Annotated in this window: 13 protein-coding genes; 7 read left to right on the top strand and 6 right to left on the bottom strand. The window is 71.2% G+C overall.

Annotated elements, in window-relative coordinates:
- Positions 1–108: 108 nt before the first annotated feature.
- From ACWD0A_RS19650 to ACWD0A_RS19675, 6 genes are all read left to right on the top strand, one after another.
- A complete protein-coding gene (locus tag ACWD0A_RS19650; RefSeq protein ID WP_451299728.1) occupies positions 109–2,448 on the top strand; it encodes a SulP family inorganic anion transporter in 2,340 nt (779 codons plus the stop codon).
- A gap of 250 nt (positions 2,449–2,698) precedes the next feature.
- The gene (gene acs / locus ACWD0A_RS19655) at positions 2,699–4,654 is read left to right on the top strand and encodes an acetate--CoA ligase (protein ID WP_451299730.1); all 1,956 of its coding nucleotides are present in this window, start codon (positions 2,699–2,701) and stop codon (positions 4,652–4,654) included.
- Between the two features lie 250 nt (positions 4,655–4,904).
- Positions 4,905–6,299: a Na+/H+ antiporter NhaA gene (nhaA, locus tag ACWD0A_RS19660; protein WP_451299731.1), complete on the top strand. Its 1,395-nt coding sequence runs from the start codon at positions 4,905–4,907 to the stop codon at positions 6,297–6,299.
- 40 nt (positions 6,300–6,339) lie between these two features.
- Positions 6,340–6,831 (top strand): phage holin family protein, encoded by a 492-nt coding sequence (locus ACWD0A_RS19665; RefSeq protein ID WP_451299733.1) that lies wholly within the window; start codon positions 6,340–6,342, stop codon positions 6,829–6,831.
- A 76-nt stretch (positions 6,832–6,907) separates the two neighbouring features.
- Positions 6,908–7,837 (top strand): alpha/beta fold hydrolase, encoded by a 930-nt coding sequence (locus ACWD0A_RS19670; RefSeq protein WP_451299735.1) that lies wholly within the window; start codon positions 6,908–6,910, stop codon positions 7,835–7,837.
- Between the two features lie 148 nt (positions 7,838–7,985).
- Positions 7,986–8,174 carry a hypothetical protein gene (locus tag ACWD0A_RS19675; protein WP_451299737.1) on the top strand — a complete coding sequence of 63 codons (189 nt, stop codon included), beginning with the start codon at positions 7,986–7,988 and terminating at the stop codon, positions 8,172–8,174.
- Positions 8,175–8,204: 30 nt separating this feature from the next.
- Here the strand turns inward: ACWD0A_RS19675 and ACWD0A_RS19680 are convergent, their stop codons facing one another.
- The 3 genes from ACWD0A_RS19680 to nth form a co-directional block, all read right to left on the bottom strand.
- Positions 8,205–9,404: a MarP family serine protease gene (locus ACWD0A_RS19680; RefSeq protein WP_451299739.1), complete on the bottom strand. Its 1,200-nt coding sequence runs from the start codon at positions 9,402–9,404 to the stop codon at positions 8,205–8,207.
- Positions 9,405–9,520: 116 nt separating this feature from the next.
- On the bottom strand, positions 9,521–10,243 hold the full coding sequence (locus ACWD0A_RS19685; RefSeq protein WP_451299741.1) for an NUDIX hydrolase: 723 nt from the start codon (positions 10,241–10,243) through the stop codon (positions 9,521–9,523).
- Between the two features lie 58 nt (positions 10,244–10,301).
- Positions 10,302–11,132 carry an endonuclease III gene (nth, locus tag ACWD0A_RS19690; RefSeq protein ID WP_451299849.1) on the bottom strand — a complete coding sequence of 277 codons (831 nt, stop codon included), beginning with the start codon at positions 11,130–11,132 and terminating at the stop codon, positions 10,302–10,304.
- 305 nt (positions 11,133–11,437) lie between these two features.
- On the opposite strand from nth, the gene ACWD0A_RS19695 reads away from it, so the two are divergent.
- Entirely contained in the window at positions 11,438–12,112 is a 675-nt protein-coding gene (locus tag ACWD0A_RS19695; RefSeq protein WP_215183860.1) for a Crp/Fnr family transcriptional regulator, read from the top strand.
- Between the two features lie 64 nt (positions 12,113–12,176).
- Here ACWD0A_RS19695 and ACWD0A_RS19700 read toward each other — a convergent pair whose 3' ends face one another.
- From ACWD0A_RS19700 to ACWD0A_RS19710, 3 genes are all read right to left on the bottom strand, one after another.
- On the bottom strand, positions 12,177–13,061 hold the full coding sequence (locus ACWD0A_RS19700) for a prohibitin family protein (RefSeq protein ID WP_177149627.1): 885 nt from the start codon (positions 13,059–13,061) through the stop codon (positions 12,177–12,179).
- Positions 13,062–13,220: 159 nt separating this feature from the next.
- Entirely contained in the window at positions 13,221–14,060 is an 840-nt protein-coding gene (locus ACWD0A_RS19705; protein ID WP_451299743.1) for an MBL fold metallo-hydrolase, read from the bottom strand.
- Positions 14,057–14,920, bottom strand: coding sequence for an NUDIX hydrolase (locus tag ACWD0A_RS19710; protein ID WP_451299745.1), 864 nt, complete (start codon positions 14,918–14,920; stop codon positions 14,057–14,059). Before ACWD0A_RS19710 ends, ACWD0A_RS19705 begins: the two co-directional genes overlap by 4 nt.
- Positions 14,921–15,027: the final 107 nt, after the last annotated feature.

Genomic DNA, 15,027 nt, shown 5'->3' on the forward strand with positions numbered 1-15,027 from the left:
TACTTACTGTTGAGCGCTCGTGCGATTCGAGCATCCCGCCGCTGCATGCCGTGCCCCACGGCCGCGTCCCCCACGTTCCGCGACCGCGCCACCTTGGAGGAGACGGGAATGTCCTGCGTCCCCACCCGCACCGACGATGCCGATCACCCGCCGATGTCCCCGGCCGCCCGCTTCCAGGCCCCGCACAGTCCACCTCCCACCGGACCACGGCGGCGCTTCCATATCGCGGGCGCCGACCTGTCCGCATCCATCTCCGTCTTCCTGATCGCCCTGCCGCTCTCCCTCGGCATCGCCCTCGCCACCGGGGCGCCGCTCCAGGCCGGCCTCGTCGCCGCCGCCGTCGGCGGCATCGTGGCGGGCCGGTTCGGCGGATCCGCGCTCCAGGTCAGCGGCCCGGCCGCCGGACTGACCGTCGTGACCGCGGAGTTGATCCAGCGGTACGGGTGGCGCACGACCTGCGCCATCACGGTCCTCGCCGGCCTGTGCCAACTCGGCCTCGCCGCCTTGCGGGTGGCGCGCTCCGCCCTCGCCGTCAGCCCCGCGATCGTCCACGGAATGCTGGCCGGCATCGGCGTCACCATCGCCCTGGCACAGCTGCACATCGTCCTCGGGGGCACCCCGCAGAGCTCGGCTCTCGCCAACGTGGGCGCGCTACCGGATCAGTTGACGCATCTGCACCCGGCCGCACTGTCCGTCAGCGTCCTGACGGTCGCCGTCCTGCTGGCGTGGCCGCGTATCCCGGGGCGAGCGGGACGGATCCTGCGGACCGTTCCGGCGGCCTTGGCCGCCGTCGCCGCGGCGACCGCGCTCGCGACGTTCGCGCAGCTCCACCAGCCGCGTGTCGACCTGCCCTCCTGGCGCTCGCACGCGCTCCCCGAGCTTCCCGAGGGGCCCGTGCTCGGGCTGCTCGCCGCCGTCCTCACCATCACGCTCGTCGGCAGCGTGGAGTCGCTGCTGTCGGCCGTCGCCATCGACAAGCTCGCCGCCGCCCGCAAGAAGCCGGACGTGCGCATCCCCCGCACGGACCTCGACCGCGAGCTCACCGGACAGGGCGCGGCCAACGTGGTCTCCGGCGCGCTCGGCGGACTGCCCATCACCGGCGTCGCGGTCCGCAGTTCGGCGAACGTCTCCGCCGGAGCGGTCAGCCGCCACTCCACCATGCTCCACGGCCTGTGGATCACGGTGGCCGCGCTGCTGCTGGTGCCCGTCCTCGACCTGATCCCACTGGCCACGCTCGCCGCGCTGGTCATGGTGGTCGGCGTGCAGATGGTCAACATCACGCACCTGCGCAGCGTCAAGCGCAACCGAGAGATCCTGGTCTACGCGGCGACCATCAGCGCTGTCGTCCTCACCGGCGTACTCGAAGGCGTGTTGATCGGGATCGCGGTCGCCGTCACGGTCGCGCTGCACCGGCTCACCAGGACCCGGATCACCGTCGAGGAGGACGGCGCCTTCCACCGCGTGCGCGTACGCGGGCAGTTGACGTTCCTGGCCGTTCCCCGGCTGAGCCGGGTCCTCGGACAGGTACCGCACGGCGTCGACTGCGTGGTCGAGCTGGACGGCTCCTTCATGGACCACGCGGCGTACGAGGCGCTGCACGACTGGCAGACGTCGCACAGTGCGCAGGGCGGCACCGTGGAGTTCACGGGCCGGTCCGGGGCGCGGATCAGCGAGCCCGCGCAGGAGGCGCACGGCTGCTGCCGACCCTGGACGCCCTGGCGAAACCACCACTGCGGCGAGCGCCCCCAGCCGGCCGAGGCGCATCAACTGGCCACCGGGCTCAGCGCGTTCCAGCGCAACACCGCTCCCCTGGTCCGCGACGAGCTGGCGCGCCTCGCCCGTGAGGGCCAGCAGCCGTCACAGCTGTTCCTCACCTGCGCCGACTCCCGGCTGGTCACCAGCATGATCACGGCGAGCGGCCCCGGCGACCTGTTCACCGTGCGCAATGTGGGAAACCTGGTTCCACTGCCTGGCGAGGAGAGCGGCGACGACTCCGTCGCGGCCGCCATCGAGTACGCGGTGGACGTGCTGGGGGTGGAGTCCATCACGGTCTGCGGCCACTCGGGCTGCGGGGCGATGCAGGCCCTGCTGAACAGCCCGCCCGACGGCGCGCCGACCCCGCTGCGCCGCTGGCTGCGGCACGGCCTGCCCAGCCTGGAGCGCATGCGCAGCCGTCGGCATGCGTGGGCGAGGATCTCGGGACGGATGCCCGCGGACGCCGTGGAGCAGCTGTGCCTGACCAATGTGGTCCAGCAGCTGGAGCATCTGCGGGCCCATGAGCCGGTCGCCCGCCGGCTCGCCGAGGGCACGCTGCAACTGCACGGCATGTACTTCCATGTCGGCGAGGCCCAGGCATATCTGCTCACGAGCGCGACCGGCCACGACGTCGAGCAGGTCTTCGACCGGGTCGCGCCCACCCCGTCCGTACTGGAGAAGGCCCGCGTCTGATCACGTGGACCCATGCACGTCGGACCCGGAGTGCACGTCGCGTGACCGAGCGCACACCGCGCGGCTGAACCGCCGCTGTGCGGTGTCCGTGGGAACGTGTGGCTCCTCTTCCCCGCCGCCCGGGGTCGAGGGGCCACCCCCCACAGGTCTAAACCAATTTCCCGAAGGCCCTTGTCACCCGGCCTTCTGGCTGATGAGCTATGACCTGGGACACATACGCACAGAAGGCGCCCTGGGAAAGGGAGATGTCGTGAGCAACGAAAGCCTGGCCAACCTTCTTAAGGAAGAGCGGCGGTTCGCACCTCCGGCCGAGCTGGCCGCGCACGCCAACGTGACCGCGGAGGCGTACGCACAGGCCGCCGCGGACAGGCTTGGCTTCTGGGCCGAGCAGGCACGGCGGCTCGACTGGGCCACCGAACCGACCGAGACCCTCGACTGGACCAACCCGCCCTTCGCGAAATGGTTCGCGGACGGCATGCTCAACGTCGCGTACAACTGCGTGGACCGCCATGTCGAGGCGGGCCACGGTGACCGCGTCGCCATCCACTTCGAGGGCGAGCCCGGTGACAGCCGCGCCATCACCTACGCCGAGCTCAAGGACGAGGTCTCCAGGGCGGCCAACGCCCTGACCGAGCTCGGGGTCCGCAAGGGCGACCGCGTCGCCGTCTACATGCCGATGATCCCCGAGGCCGCGGTCGCCATGCTGGCCTGCGCACGGATCGGCGCCGCCCACTCGGTCGTCTTCGGCGGCTTCTCGGCCGACGCGGTCGCCTCCCGGATCCAGGACGCCGACGCCAAGCTCGTCATCACCGCCGACGGCGGCTACCGCCGCGGCAAGCCCAGCGCGCTCAAGCCCGCGATCGACGAGGCCGTCTCCCGCTGCCCGCAGGTCGAGCACGTCCTGGTCGTGCGGCGCACGGGCCAGGAGACCGCGTTCACGGAGGGCCGCGACGTGTGGTGGCACGACGTCGTCGGCCGTCAGTCCGCCGAGCACACCCCCGAGGCGTTCGAGGCCGAGCACCCGCTCTTCATCCTCTACACCTCCGGCACCACGGGTAAGCCCAAGGGCATCCTGCACACCTCCGGCGGCTACCTCACCCAGGCGGCCTACACGCACCACGCCGTCTTCGACCTCAAGCCCGAGTCCGACGTCTACTGGTGCACGGCGGACATCGGCTGGGTCACCGGCCACTCGTACATCGTCTACGGCCCGCTGGCCAACGGCGCGACGCAGGTCATGTACGAGGGCACGCCGGACACCCCGCACCAGGGCCGGTTCTGGGAGATCGTGCAGAAGTACGGCGTCACGATCCTCTACACGGCGCCGACCGCGATCCGCACGTTCATGAAGTGGGGAGACGACATCCCCGCCAAGTTCGACCTCTCCAGCCTGCGCGTCCTCGGCTCGGTCGGTGAGCCCATCAACCCCGAGGCCTGGATCTGGTACCGGGAGCACATCGGCTCCGGGAAGACCCCGATCGTCGACACCTGGTGGCAGACCGAGACCGGCGCGATGATGATCTCGCCCCTGCCCGGCGTCACCGAGACCAAGCCCGGCTCCGCGCAGCGCCCGCTGCCCGGCATCGCCGCCACCGTCGTCGACGACGAGGCGCACGAGGTGCCCAACGGGGGCGGCGGCTACCTCGTGCTCACCGAGCCGTGGCCGTCGATGCTGCGCACCATCTGGGGCGACGACCAGCGGTTCATCGACACCTACTGGTCCCGTTTCGCGGGCAAGTACTTCGCGGGCGACGGAGCCAAGAGGGACGACGACGGCGACATCTGGCTGCTCGGCCGCGTCGACGACGTGATGCTCGTGTCCGGCCACAACATCTCGACCACCGAGGTCGAGTCGGCGCTGGTCTCGCACCCCAAGGTCGCCGAGGCCGCCGTCGTGGGCGCCGCGGACGAGACGACCGGTCAGGCGATCGTCGCGTTCGTCATCCTGCGGGGCACGGCGAGCGAGGACGACGGCCTCGTGAACGAACTGCGCAACCACGTCGGCGCGACGCTCGGCCCGATCGCCAAGCCCAAGCGGATCCTGCCGGTGGCCGAGCTGCCGAAGACCCGCTCCGGCAAGATCATGCGCCGCCTGCTGCGTGACGTCGCCGAGAACCGTCAGCTCGGTGACGTCACCACGCTCACGGACTCCTCCGTGATGGACCTGATCCAGTCCCGCCTGCCCAGCGCCTCCAGCGAGGACTGACCGGCGCGCAACACCGTCCGAGGGACCGGCTCGCCCCGGATCCACCGGGCACCGCAGGGCCCCGGCGCACCCGCGCCGGGGCCTTGCGCATGCCGTGCGCGGCCGACCGCGGCCCGTCGCCCGCGACGGGCCGCAGGGTCTTTAGGTAGAGTAAAGAACGCGTCAATGGCGCAGCGAAGGATCTCAGGTGCGCCGGGAAGTCTGGTCGGCAACAGTTTTGTCGTGTCCGACCGACCGGAGGTTACGCACCGTGGCCGCGCTCAAGACCACTCCCAAGCTCTTCGGCCGTCCGTCGCTGCCCGAGCGGAACTTCGTCGCGGACGCGCTGCGCGCGGAGACGGTCGGCGGTGTGCTGCTCCTGCTCGCCGCGGTGGTGGCACTGATCTGGGCGAACACCCCTCTCGGCGACAGCTACGCCTCCGTGCGCGACTTCCACGTGGGGCCCGCGTCGCTCGGCCTCGACCTGTCGGTCCAACACTGGGCGGCGGACGGTCTGCTGGCCGTCTTCTTCTTCGTCGCCGGCATCGAGCTCAAGCGGGAACTGGTCGTGGGAGAGCTCCGCGACCCCAAGGCCGCTGCCCTGCCCGTCATCGCCGCGCTCTGCGGCATGATCATGCCCGCCCTCGTCTACCTGACGGTCACGACGCTCGGCGACGGTTCCGCGGCCGGATGGGCGGTCCCCACCGCCACGGACATCGCCTTCGCCCTCGCCGTCCTCGCGGTGATCGGCACTCAGCTGCCGTCCGCGCTGCGCGCGTTCCTGCTGACGCTGGCGGTCGTCGACGACCTCTTCGCGATCCTGATCATCGCAGTCTTCTTCACGAACGACCTGAACTTCCCGGCGCTCGGCGCCGCGTTGGCCGGTCTCCTCCTCTTCTGGCTGCTGCTGCGCACGGGCGTGCGCGGCTGGTACGTATACGTGCCGCTCGCCCTCGTCATCTGGGGGCTGATGTACAACAGCGGCGTCCACGCCACCATCGCCGGTGTCTCCATGGGCCTGATGCTGCGCTGCAGCCGCCGGGAGGGCGAGGAGCAGTCCCCGGGCGAGCACATCGAGCACCTGGTGCGTCCCCTGTCCGCGGGCATCGCCGTCCCGCTGTTCGCGCTGTTCTCGGCGGGAGTCACCGTCACGGGCAAGTCTCTCGGCGACGTCTTCACCAGGCCCGAGACGCTGGGCGTCGTGCTGGGCCTGGTGGTGGGCAAGGCACTCGGCATCTTCGGCGGCACCTGGCTGGCGGCGCGTTTCACCAGGGCGGAGCTGAACGAGGACCTGCTCTGGCCGGACGTCTTCGCGCTCGCCTCGCTCGCCGGCATCGGCTTCACCGTCTCCCTGCTGATCGGTGAGCTCGCCTTCACCGGGGACGCCACTCTCACCGACGAGGTGAAGGCCGCGGTCCTGATCGGTTCCCTGATCGCCGCAGTCCTCTCCGGCGTTCTCCTCAAACTGCGGGTACGCACCTACCAGGCGCTGGCGGCCGAGGAGGAGCGCGACGAGGACATGTCCGGGATCCCCGACATCTACGAGCAGGACGACCCCGCGTACCACTTGAGGATGGCGGCCATCTACGAGGAGAAGGCCGCGGAGCACCGCAGGAGGGCACAAGCGGCGGGGGCGTCGCGCGACGGCGGCGACAGTCCGGCATGATCTGACATCGGACCGTAGAACTTTGGAGAGGGAGTCAGCGATGAGCGACCGCGGCAACACCACGGCGAACGCTGCCGGCGCCGACCGCAGTCTCGGTCAGCTGGTCGCCGCGGCGACCGCCGAGATGTCGGCGCTGGTGCACGACGAGATCGCGCTGGCCAAGGCCCAGTTGCGCCAGGACGTGAAGAAGGCGGGCATCGGCGGTGGTGCGTTCACCGCTGCGGGCGCGGTGCTGCTCTTCTCGTTGCCGATGCTGAGCTTCGCGCTCGCCTACGGCTTCCAGTTCTGGACCCACTGGCACCTGTCGGTCTGCTTCCTGCTGTCGTTCGCCGTCAACGTCCTCGTCGCCGGACTGCTGGCGCTGATCGGTCTGGTCTTCGTGAAGAAGGCGAAGAAGGGCAAGGGCCCGCAGAAGGCGGTCGCCTCGGCCAAGGAGACCGCGGCCGTGCTGCAGAACGCCAAGCCGCATCCGCGCCGCCCCGCGCAGCCCGAGCTCCCGGCCGGCTCCCGGCAGGACAAGGTCACGGTGTGACCCGGAGGACCGGCGCGGGCGCGGCCGACCCTGGAGTGGCGAACGCCCGGTCCGCGGGTGTGGCACGCTCATCAGCATGACGGCACCTGTTTCCAGCCCCGGCGGCCCCGTACGTCTCGACGGTCCGTGGACCCACCGCGACGTCGCGGCCAACGGCGCCCGCTTCCACATCGCCGAGATGGGCGACGGGCCGCTGGTGATGCTGCTGCACGGGTTCCCGCAGTTCTGGTGGACCTGGCGGCACCAGCTGCCCGCGCTCGCCGACGCGGGCTTCCGTGCGGTGGCGATGGACCTGCGCGGAGTGGGCGGCAGCGACCGTACGCCGCGGGGTTACGACCCGGCCAACCTCGCACTCGACATCACCGGCGTGGTCCGGTCCCTGGGCGAGCCGGACGCCGCGCTGGTCGGGCACGACCTGGGCGGCTACCTGGCGTGGACGGCGGCCGTGATGCGTCCCAAACTGGTGCGCCGCCTGGCGGTCGCGTCGATGCCGCACCCGCGGCGCTGGCGTTCCGCGATGCTGTCGGACTTTGCGCAGAGCCGTGCCGGGGCGTACGTGTGGGGTTTCCAGCGGCCCTGGATCCCGGAGCGCCAACTGGTCGCCGACGACGCCGCGCTGGTGGGCCGGCTGATCGAGGACTGGTCGGGGCCGCAGCCGCTGGACGAGGAGGCGGTCGACGTCTACCGGCGCGCGATGTGCATCCCTTCGACGGCGCACTGCTCGATCGAGCCGTACCGCTGGATGGTGCGTTCGCTGGCCCGGCCCGACGGCATCCAGTTCAACCGCCGGATGAAGCGTCCGGTGCGGGTGCCGACGCTGCATCTGCACGGGTCACTAGATCCGGCGATGCGCACGCGCAGCGCGGCGGGTTCGGGCGAGTACGTCGAAGCCCCGTACCGGTGGCGGCTGTTCGACGGTCTGGGTCACTTCCCCCACGAGGAGGACCCGGTGGCCTTCTCGAACGAGCTCATCAGCTGGCTCAAGGACCCGGAACCCGACCGCTGAGCCGTCCCGCGGCGTGAGAGGCCGCGGGGGCCGTCCGGGCGAACCGGATGGAACGGTTGTCCTACGAACGGCCACATGCCCGGCGCATAGGCCAATTGGCGGGTCCCGACACGGTTACCGACCATGGGGCCCGGGCAGACGTCCGGGTATGGGCTGGACGCACGACTACGGTGACACAGCACGCAACCGCCGCTCGGCCAATGGGCCGATCTCCCACGACAGTGGCGGCACTCAGCACGAGAGCCAGGAGCATCCGGGGCAGGGGATGGGCATTTCGCGCATTCTCCGGCGCCGTGCACGCTGGGTGTCCGCGCGACTGCGGCATCCGCGGGCCTGAGCCGGCGACAGCCCCGGCCCAGCCGCATCCCTACAGGGCGCATCCCTGGCTGTCGACCTGCTGGTTGGCGGCCCTGCCCCGGGTGATGTCGTCGCGGATCTCGTCGACCGTCAGGGCGTAGCCCGTGTCGGCGTCGTCGAGGGACCGGGCGAAGATGACGCCGTAGACCTTGCCGTCGGTGGTGAGCAGCGGGCCGCCGGAGTTGCCCTGGCGCACGGTCGCGAACAGGGAGTAGACGTCGCGGCGGACGGTGCCCCGGTGGTAGATGTCGGGGCCGTTGGCGTTGATCCGGCCGCGGACACGGGCGGAGCGGACGTCGTAGGAGCCGTTCTCCGGGAAGCCCGCGACGATCGCGCTGTCGCCGCTGCGGGCGTCGTCCTCGGCGAACGCGAGCGGACGGGCCCTGAGGTCGGGGACGTCCAGGATCGCGATGTCGCGCTCCCAGTCGTACAGCACGACCTTGGCATCGTAGAGCTTGCCCTCGCCGCCTATCTGGACGGTCGGCTCGTCCACGCCGCCGACCACATGGGCGTTGGTCATCACCCGGCGCTCGTCGAAGACGAAGCCGGTGCCTTCGAGGACCTTGCCGCACGTGGGCGCCGTACCGACGACCTTGACGATGGACTGCTTGGCGCGCGCGGCGACGGGGCTGCCGACGAGAGCCGGATCCGGGGGCCGGACCTCGGTGATGGGCTCGTTGGCGAACGGGCTGAAGACCTGCGGGAAGCCGTTCTGCGCGAGGACGGAGGTGAAGTCCGCGAACCAGGTGTTGGCCTGATCGGGCATCACCCGGGAGATGCCGAGCAGCACCTTGGAACTGCGCACCTCCTTGCCCAGCGTGGGCAGCGAGGTGCTGGCGAGCGCGGATCCGATCAGCCAGGCGACCAGCAGCATGGCGACGACGTTGACCAGGGCGCCGCCGGTGGCGTCCAGGGCGCGGGCGGGTGACCAGGTGATGTGCCGGCGCAGCTTGTTCCCGAGGTGGGTGGTGAACGCCTGGCCGACCGACGCGCAGACGATCACGATCACGACGGCGATGATGGCGACCGTGGTCGACACCTCGGCGCCGTCGGTCAGCGCCGCCCAGATCACCGGGAGCAGGTAGATCGCGACGAGCCCGCCGCCGAGGAAGCCGATCACCGAGAGGATGCCGACGACGAAGCCTTGGCGGTAGCCGACGATCGCGAACCAGACGGCGGCGACCAGCAACAGGATGTCCAGCACGTTCACCGTCAATAGCCTCGCAGTGTCGTCGCCGGGTGCTCCTTCCGGCTGGTCGGTCCGGGTCCGCGGCGCGGCCGCTTCGTCTGTGCGCCCCGGGGTGCGCTTCGTACGGGATCAGCGTGTCATGCGCGCCAGTCCAACGGGACCTCCCTGGTCCGGTCCCATGGTCGCTCCCAGCCCGCGAAGTGCAGGAGCCGGTCGATCACCCCGGCCGTGAAACCCCAGACCAGAGCGCCTTCGACCATGAACGCGGGCCCGGCGTGACCGCTCGGGTGGAGGGCCATCGCGCGGTTGTCCGGGTCCGTGAGATCCGCCACGGGGACGGTGAAGACCCGCGCGGTCTCGGCGGGGTCGACCGCCCCGACCGGGCTCGGGGTGCGCCACCATCCCAGTACGGGCGTGACGACGAATCCGCTCACCGGGATGTAGAGCTTGGGCAGCACGCCGAAGGGCTGGACCCCGGAGGGGTCGAGCCCGGTCTCCTCCTCGGCCTCCCTCAGCGCCGCGCGCAGCGGTCCCGTGGTGGCCGGGTCGCCGTCCTCCGGGTCGAGGGCGCCGCCGGGGAACGACGGCTGCCCGGCGTGCGAGCGCAGGGTGCCGGCCCGCTCCATGAGCAGCAGCTCGGGCCCCCGCGGCCCCTCGCCGAACAGGACGAGCACGGCGGACTGCCGCCCGCGGCCGCTCTCGGGCGGCAGGAAGCGGCTCAGCTGGTGCGGCTGGACGGTGTCGGCGGCGCGCACCACGGGGTCGAGCCAGTCGGGCAGGCCGTCGGTGGTGACGGACACCTCTTCGTGCCTGCCGGACTGCTCGTACGTCTTGTAGGTCTCTTCGCCTGCGCGCGTCATGGGCACCCCCTGGTGGTCAACGCCCCGGGGCATCCGGATCGTTCCTCGTGGGGGCCGTTCACCCGATCGCGCCCAGGGCCGGGGCCGGTTTTCCCGGATAGTCCGGCGGGGGCTTGAGCCGCTGGCCGGGCTGGCCGCCCATCTCGTACTTCAGGAGCTTCCTGGCCTTCTCGGGGTCGGTCTCGCCCTCGCCGTAGGCCGGGCAGAGGTGGGTGATCGGGCAGGCGCCGCAGGCGGGCTTGCGGGCGTGGCAGATGCGGCGGCCGTGGAAGATGACGCGGTGGGAGAGCATCGTCCACTCCGATTTGGGGAAGATCGTGGCCATCTCGGCCTCGATCTTCACCGGGTCGTCCTGGTCGGTCCACTTCCAGCGGCGCACGAGGCGCATGAAGTGCGTGTCCACGGTGATGCCGGGGACCCCGAAGGCGTTTCCCAGGACGACGAAGGCCGTCTTGCGGCCCACTCCCGGAAGGCTGACCAGATCCTCCAGCCGCCCGGGGACCTCGCCGCCGAAGTCGTCGCGGATGGCCTTGGACAGCCCCATGATCGACTTGGTCTTGGCCCGGAAGAAGCCGGTCGGGCGGATGAGCTCCTCGACCTCCTCGGGCACCGCCGCGGCCAGGTCCTCGGGAGTGGGGTACTTCGCGAAGAGGGCGGGGGTCGTCTGATTGACCCTGAGGTCGGTGGTCTGGGCCGACAGGACGGTCGCTATCAGCAGCTGGTACGGATTCTCGAAGTCGAGCTCCGGATGCGCGTACGGGAAGACCTCGGCGAGCTCGCGATTGATCCGGCGGGCGCGGCGGACCATGGCCAGACGCGATTCCGGTTTGACCGTTTTCTTCCTTTTGTCCGGACTGGGCGAGAGCTGTTCGCCCACAGCGGAATTCAGGTTTCCGGACACGCTCCCAGCCCCCTTGGCCTGCGCTCTCACCGGCGAATTGGACACCCGGCCAGCCTAAGGGCCGCCACCGACATTCGCGCCGGTCCCCGTGAATCACGACCCAATCGGGCCCCTGCCGCACGGTTGGGCGCGCCAGTGCGTCAAACTTGTTGTGATTGATCGCACGATTGTTTACTACGGGGGTCCCGATCCCCGACGATGCCGCCGCGGGGCACCGAGTCCCGGAACAGCACGGCAACGGTCCGGCATCATGGGGACAACGTCCCCTGAGCAGGTCGACAAGGAGAGAACTCGTGGACGACGTTCTGCGGCGCGCCCCGCTCTTCGCGGCGCTCGATGACGAGCAGGCCGCGGAGCTCCGCGCCTCGATGAGTGAAGTGACGCTCGCCCGCGGCGACGCGCTCTTCCACGAGGGCGAACCGGGCGACCGCCTGTACGTGGTCACCGAAGGCAAGGTCAAGCTCCACCGCACGTCCCCCGACGGCCGCGAGAACATGCTCGCCGTCCTCGGCCCGGGCGAGCTCATCGGCGAGCTGTCCCTCTTCGACCCCGGCCCGCGCACCGCGACCGCCACCGCCCTGACCGAGGTGAAGCTCCTCGGCCTCGGCCACGGCGACCTCCAGCCCTGGCTGAACGCGCGCCCCGAGGTGGCCACCGCACTGCTGCGCGCGGTCGCCCGCCGGCTGCGCAAGACCAACGACCAGATGTCCGACCTGGTCTTCTCCGACGTCCCGGGCCGTGTCGCCCGCGCGCTCCTCGACCTGTCGCGCCGCTTCGGCGTGCAGTCGGAGGAGGGCATCCACGTCGTCCACGACCTCACCCAGGAGGAGCTGGCCCAGCTCGTCGGCGCCTCCCGCGAGACCGTGAACAAGGCGCTCGCCGACTTCGCCCAGCGCGGCTGGCTGCGCCTCGAGGCGCGTGCGGTGATCCTGCTGGACGTGGAGCGCCTGGCCAAGCGTTCGCGCTGACATCCGCCGCACCTGCGCAGAGGGCCGCCCGCATCGCGCGGGCGGCCCTCTCGCATGCGTGGCGTCAGTTCCTGCTGCCGTCCACGATCAGCGGATTGCCGGTGCCGGAGCCGCAGGGCACCGCGTAGACCGGGTTCTTCTCGGCCGCCTCGCGGAACGCCTCGATGCACTGGTTGGTCAGCACCTTGTCGCTCAGCGACTCGTTGAGGATGCGGTTGGCCTTGGCGATGCCCTCGGCCTCGATGCGGCGGCGCTCGGCCTCCGCCTTGGCCGTACGGGCCGCCTCCGTCGCGCGCTCGGTGGCCTGCTGCTGCTGGATCTTGCGGTCGATCTGGTCCTGCAGCTTCTCCGAGGGCTTCACGTTGCGCAGGTTGACCGTGGTGACGTCGATGCCGCGCGGGGCGAGCCGCTCCTTGATCAGCTCACCGATCTCGGCGTTGATCTTCTCGCGGGCGGAGGTGTAGCCCTCCTCACTGGTGTGGCGGGCGAAGACGTTGCGCACGATCTCGCGGCTGTCGGGGAAGACCAGGCGCTGCTGGATCGCGTCCTCGCTGCCCGCGAGGCGGTACAGCTCGACGGCCTTCGCCGGGGTGACCGCCCACTTCACGGTCAGCTCCGCGTACATCACACCGCCCTGCGAGGAGCGCACCTCGACGACGTCCTTGTCCGAGAGGTTGAGGTCCACCGGCCGGGTGGAGAAGGTCGTGACGCTGGTGAACGGCGAGGTGAGGTTCACGCCGGAGGTCATCGGAGAGCCGACCTTCCCGAACGTGACCGGCACGCCGACCTCGTAGGCGCTGACGACGTGGACACAGCTGGCCATGCCGGAGAAGAGCCCGGCGAGCAGGGCGCCCAGGGCGCCGATCTTGAGACCCCGGTTGTCGCCGCCGCGGGCGACGGCGTACATCACCGCGGCGGCGATGACGAGGATGATGAACAGGACGAACACGGCTTGATCCCCCCAGTGACGGATGTCGCGAAGCGCAAAGCAAGCGGAGCGTAAAGCATCACCGGCGGTGGGGACGCGGGAGGGCGGTGTCCGGTTGCGGCCCCGTGGTCACGGGCCTGTCCGGCGACCGGGCCGGGCTGCGCCGGACACCCCCTGGGGTCAGCCCTGTTCGATCAGACCGTGCTCGCGCAGGTACTCCAGCTGCGCCCGTACCGACAGCTCCGCCGCGGGCCACAGGGACCGGTCGACGTCCGCGTACACCTGCAAGACGACCTCGGATGCCGTCGTGAAGCCGTCCTCGACGGCCGTCTCGACCTGCGCAAGGCGGCTCGCCCGGTGCGCGAGGTAGAACTCGACCGCGCCCTGGGCGTCGTCGAGCACGGGCCCGTGGCCGGGCAGCACCGTGTGGACACCGTCGTCGACGGTGAGCGAGCGCAGCCGCCGCAGCGAGTCGAGGTAGTCGCCGAGCCGGCCTTCGGGGTGGGCGACGACCGTCGTGCCCCGGCCCAGGACCGTGTCGCCGGTCAGCACGGCGCGGTCGGCGGGCAGGTGGAAGCTGAGCGAGTCGGCGGTGTGCCCGGGCGTGGGTACGACCCGCATCTCCAGCCCGCCCGTGGTGATCACGTCCCCGGCCGCGAGCCCCTCGTCGCCGAGCCGCAGCGCGGGGTCGAGGGCGCGGACCTTCGTACCGGTCAGCTCCGCAAGGCGTGCGGCGCCCTCCGCGTGGTCGGGGTGCCCGTGGGTGAGCAGGGTCAGCGCGACGCGCTTGCCGGCCTTCTCGGCCGTCTCGATCACGGCCCGCAGATGGGCGTCGTCCAGCGGTCCCGGGTCGACCACCACGGCGAGGCCCGAGTCCGGCTCCGAGACGATCCAGGTGTTCGTGCCGTCCAGCGTCATCGCAGAGGGGTTCGGCGCGAGGACGTTGACCGCGCGGGCGGTGGCGGGCCCGGAGAGCGCGCCTCCGCGGGGCTGTCCGGGCAGTGCTGCGGCGTCGGTCATCGCGAGCCTCCGGTCGGCACGTGCTTGGTGAACTCGTCGTACCCGGGCCAGCTCAGGACGACCTCGCCGCCCTCCAGGCGCGCGTTCGCGAGCACGGGCGCCATGTCCTGCCCGGCGGCCGCCTCCAGCGCCTGCGCCGCCGTCTCGTACTGCCGCAGGGTGCGCAGGGTGGCGATGGTGGGCGGCATCATCAGCAACTCGCCCTTGTCGTAGCCCGCGGTCGCGTCGGCCGGGCGGATCCAGACGGTGCTCTCGGCCTCCGTGGACGCGTTGCGGGTGCGCTGGCCCTCGGGCAGGGCCGCCACGAAGAACCAGGTGTCGTAACGGCGCGGCTCGAACTCCGGGGTGATCCAGCGCGCCCACGCACCGAGCAGGTCCGAGCGCAGCACCAGGCCGCGCCGGTCCAGGAACTCGGCGAAGGACACGTCCCGGTCCACCAGCGCCTGCCGGTCCGCCTCCCAGTCGTCCCCCGTCGTGTCCCCGACGACCGTGCCGGGCGTCGGGCCGGCGAGCAGGACGCCCGCCTCCTCGTACGTCTCGCGGACCGCCGCGCACACGATGGCCTGCGCGGACGCGGTGTCGGTGCCGAGTCGCCGCGCCCAGATCTCCAGCGACGGCCCGGCCCAGCCGACGGGCCGGTCGTCGCGCGGATCCACGCCCCCGCCCGGATAGGCGTACGCGCCGCCCGCGAAGGCCATGGACGCGCGCCGGCGCAGCATGTGGACGGCGGGCCCGTCCGCCGCGTCGCGCAGCAGCATCACGGTGGCGGCCCTCTTCGGGGTCACGGGCGTGAGCTCACCGGCCGCGAGCGCGCGGATGCGGTCGGGCCATTCCGGCGGGTACCACTGACCATTGGACATGGGGCGGATGCTATGCGCTCACGCGCGGATGTTCGAGGGGTGGCCGGTACGGCCGGCCACCAGGTGGCGCGGCGGATTCCCCCACCGGCCGCGGCACGACGACGGCC

This window comes from Streptomyces sp. NPDC002867 (assembly GCF_053591895.1).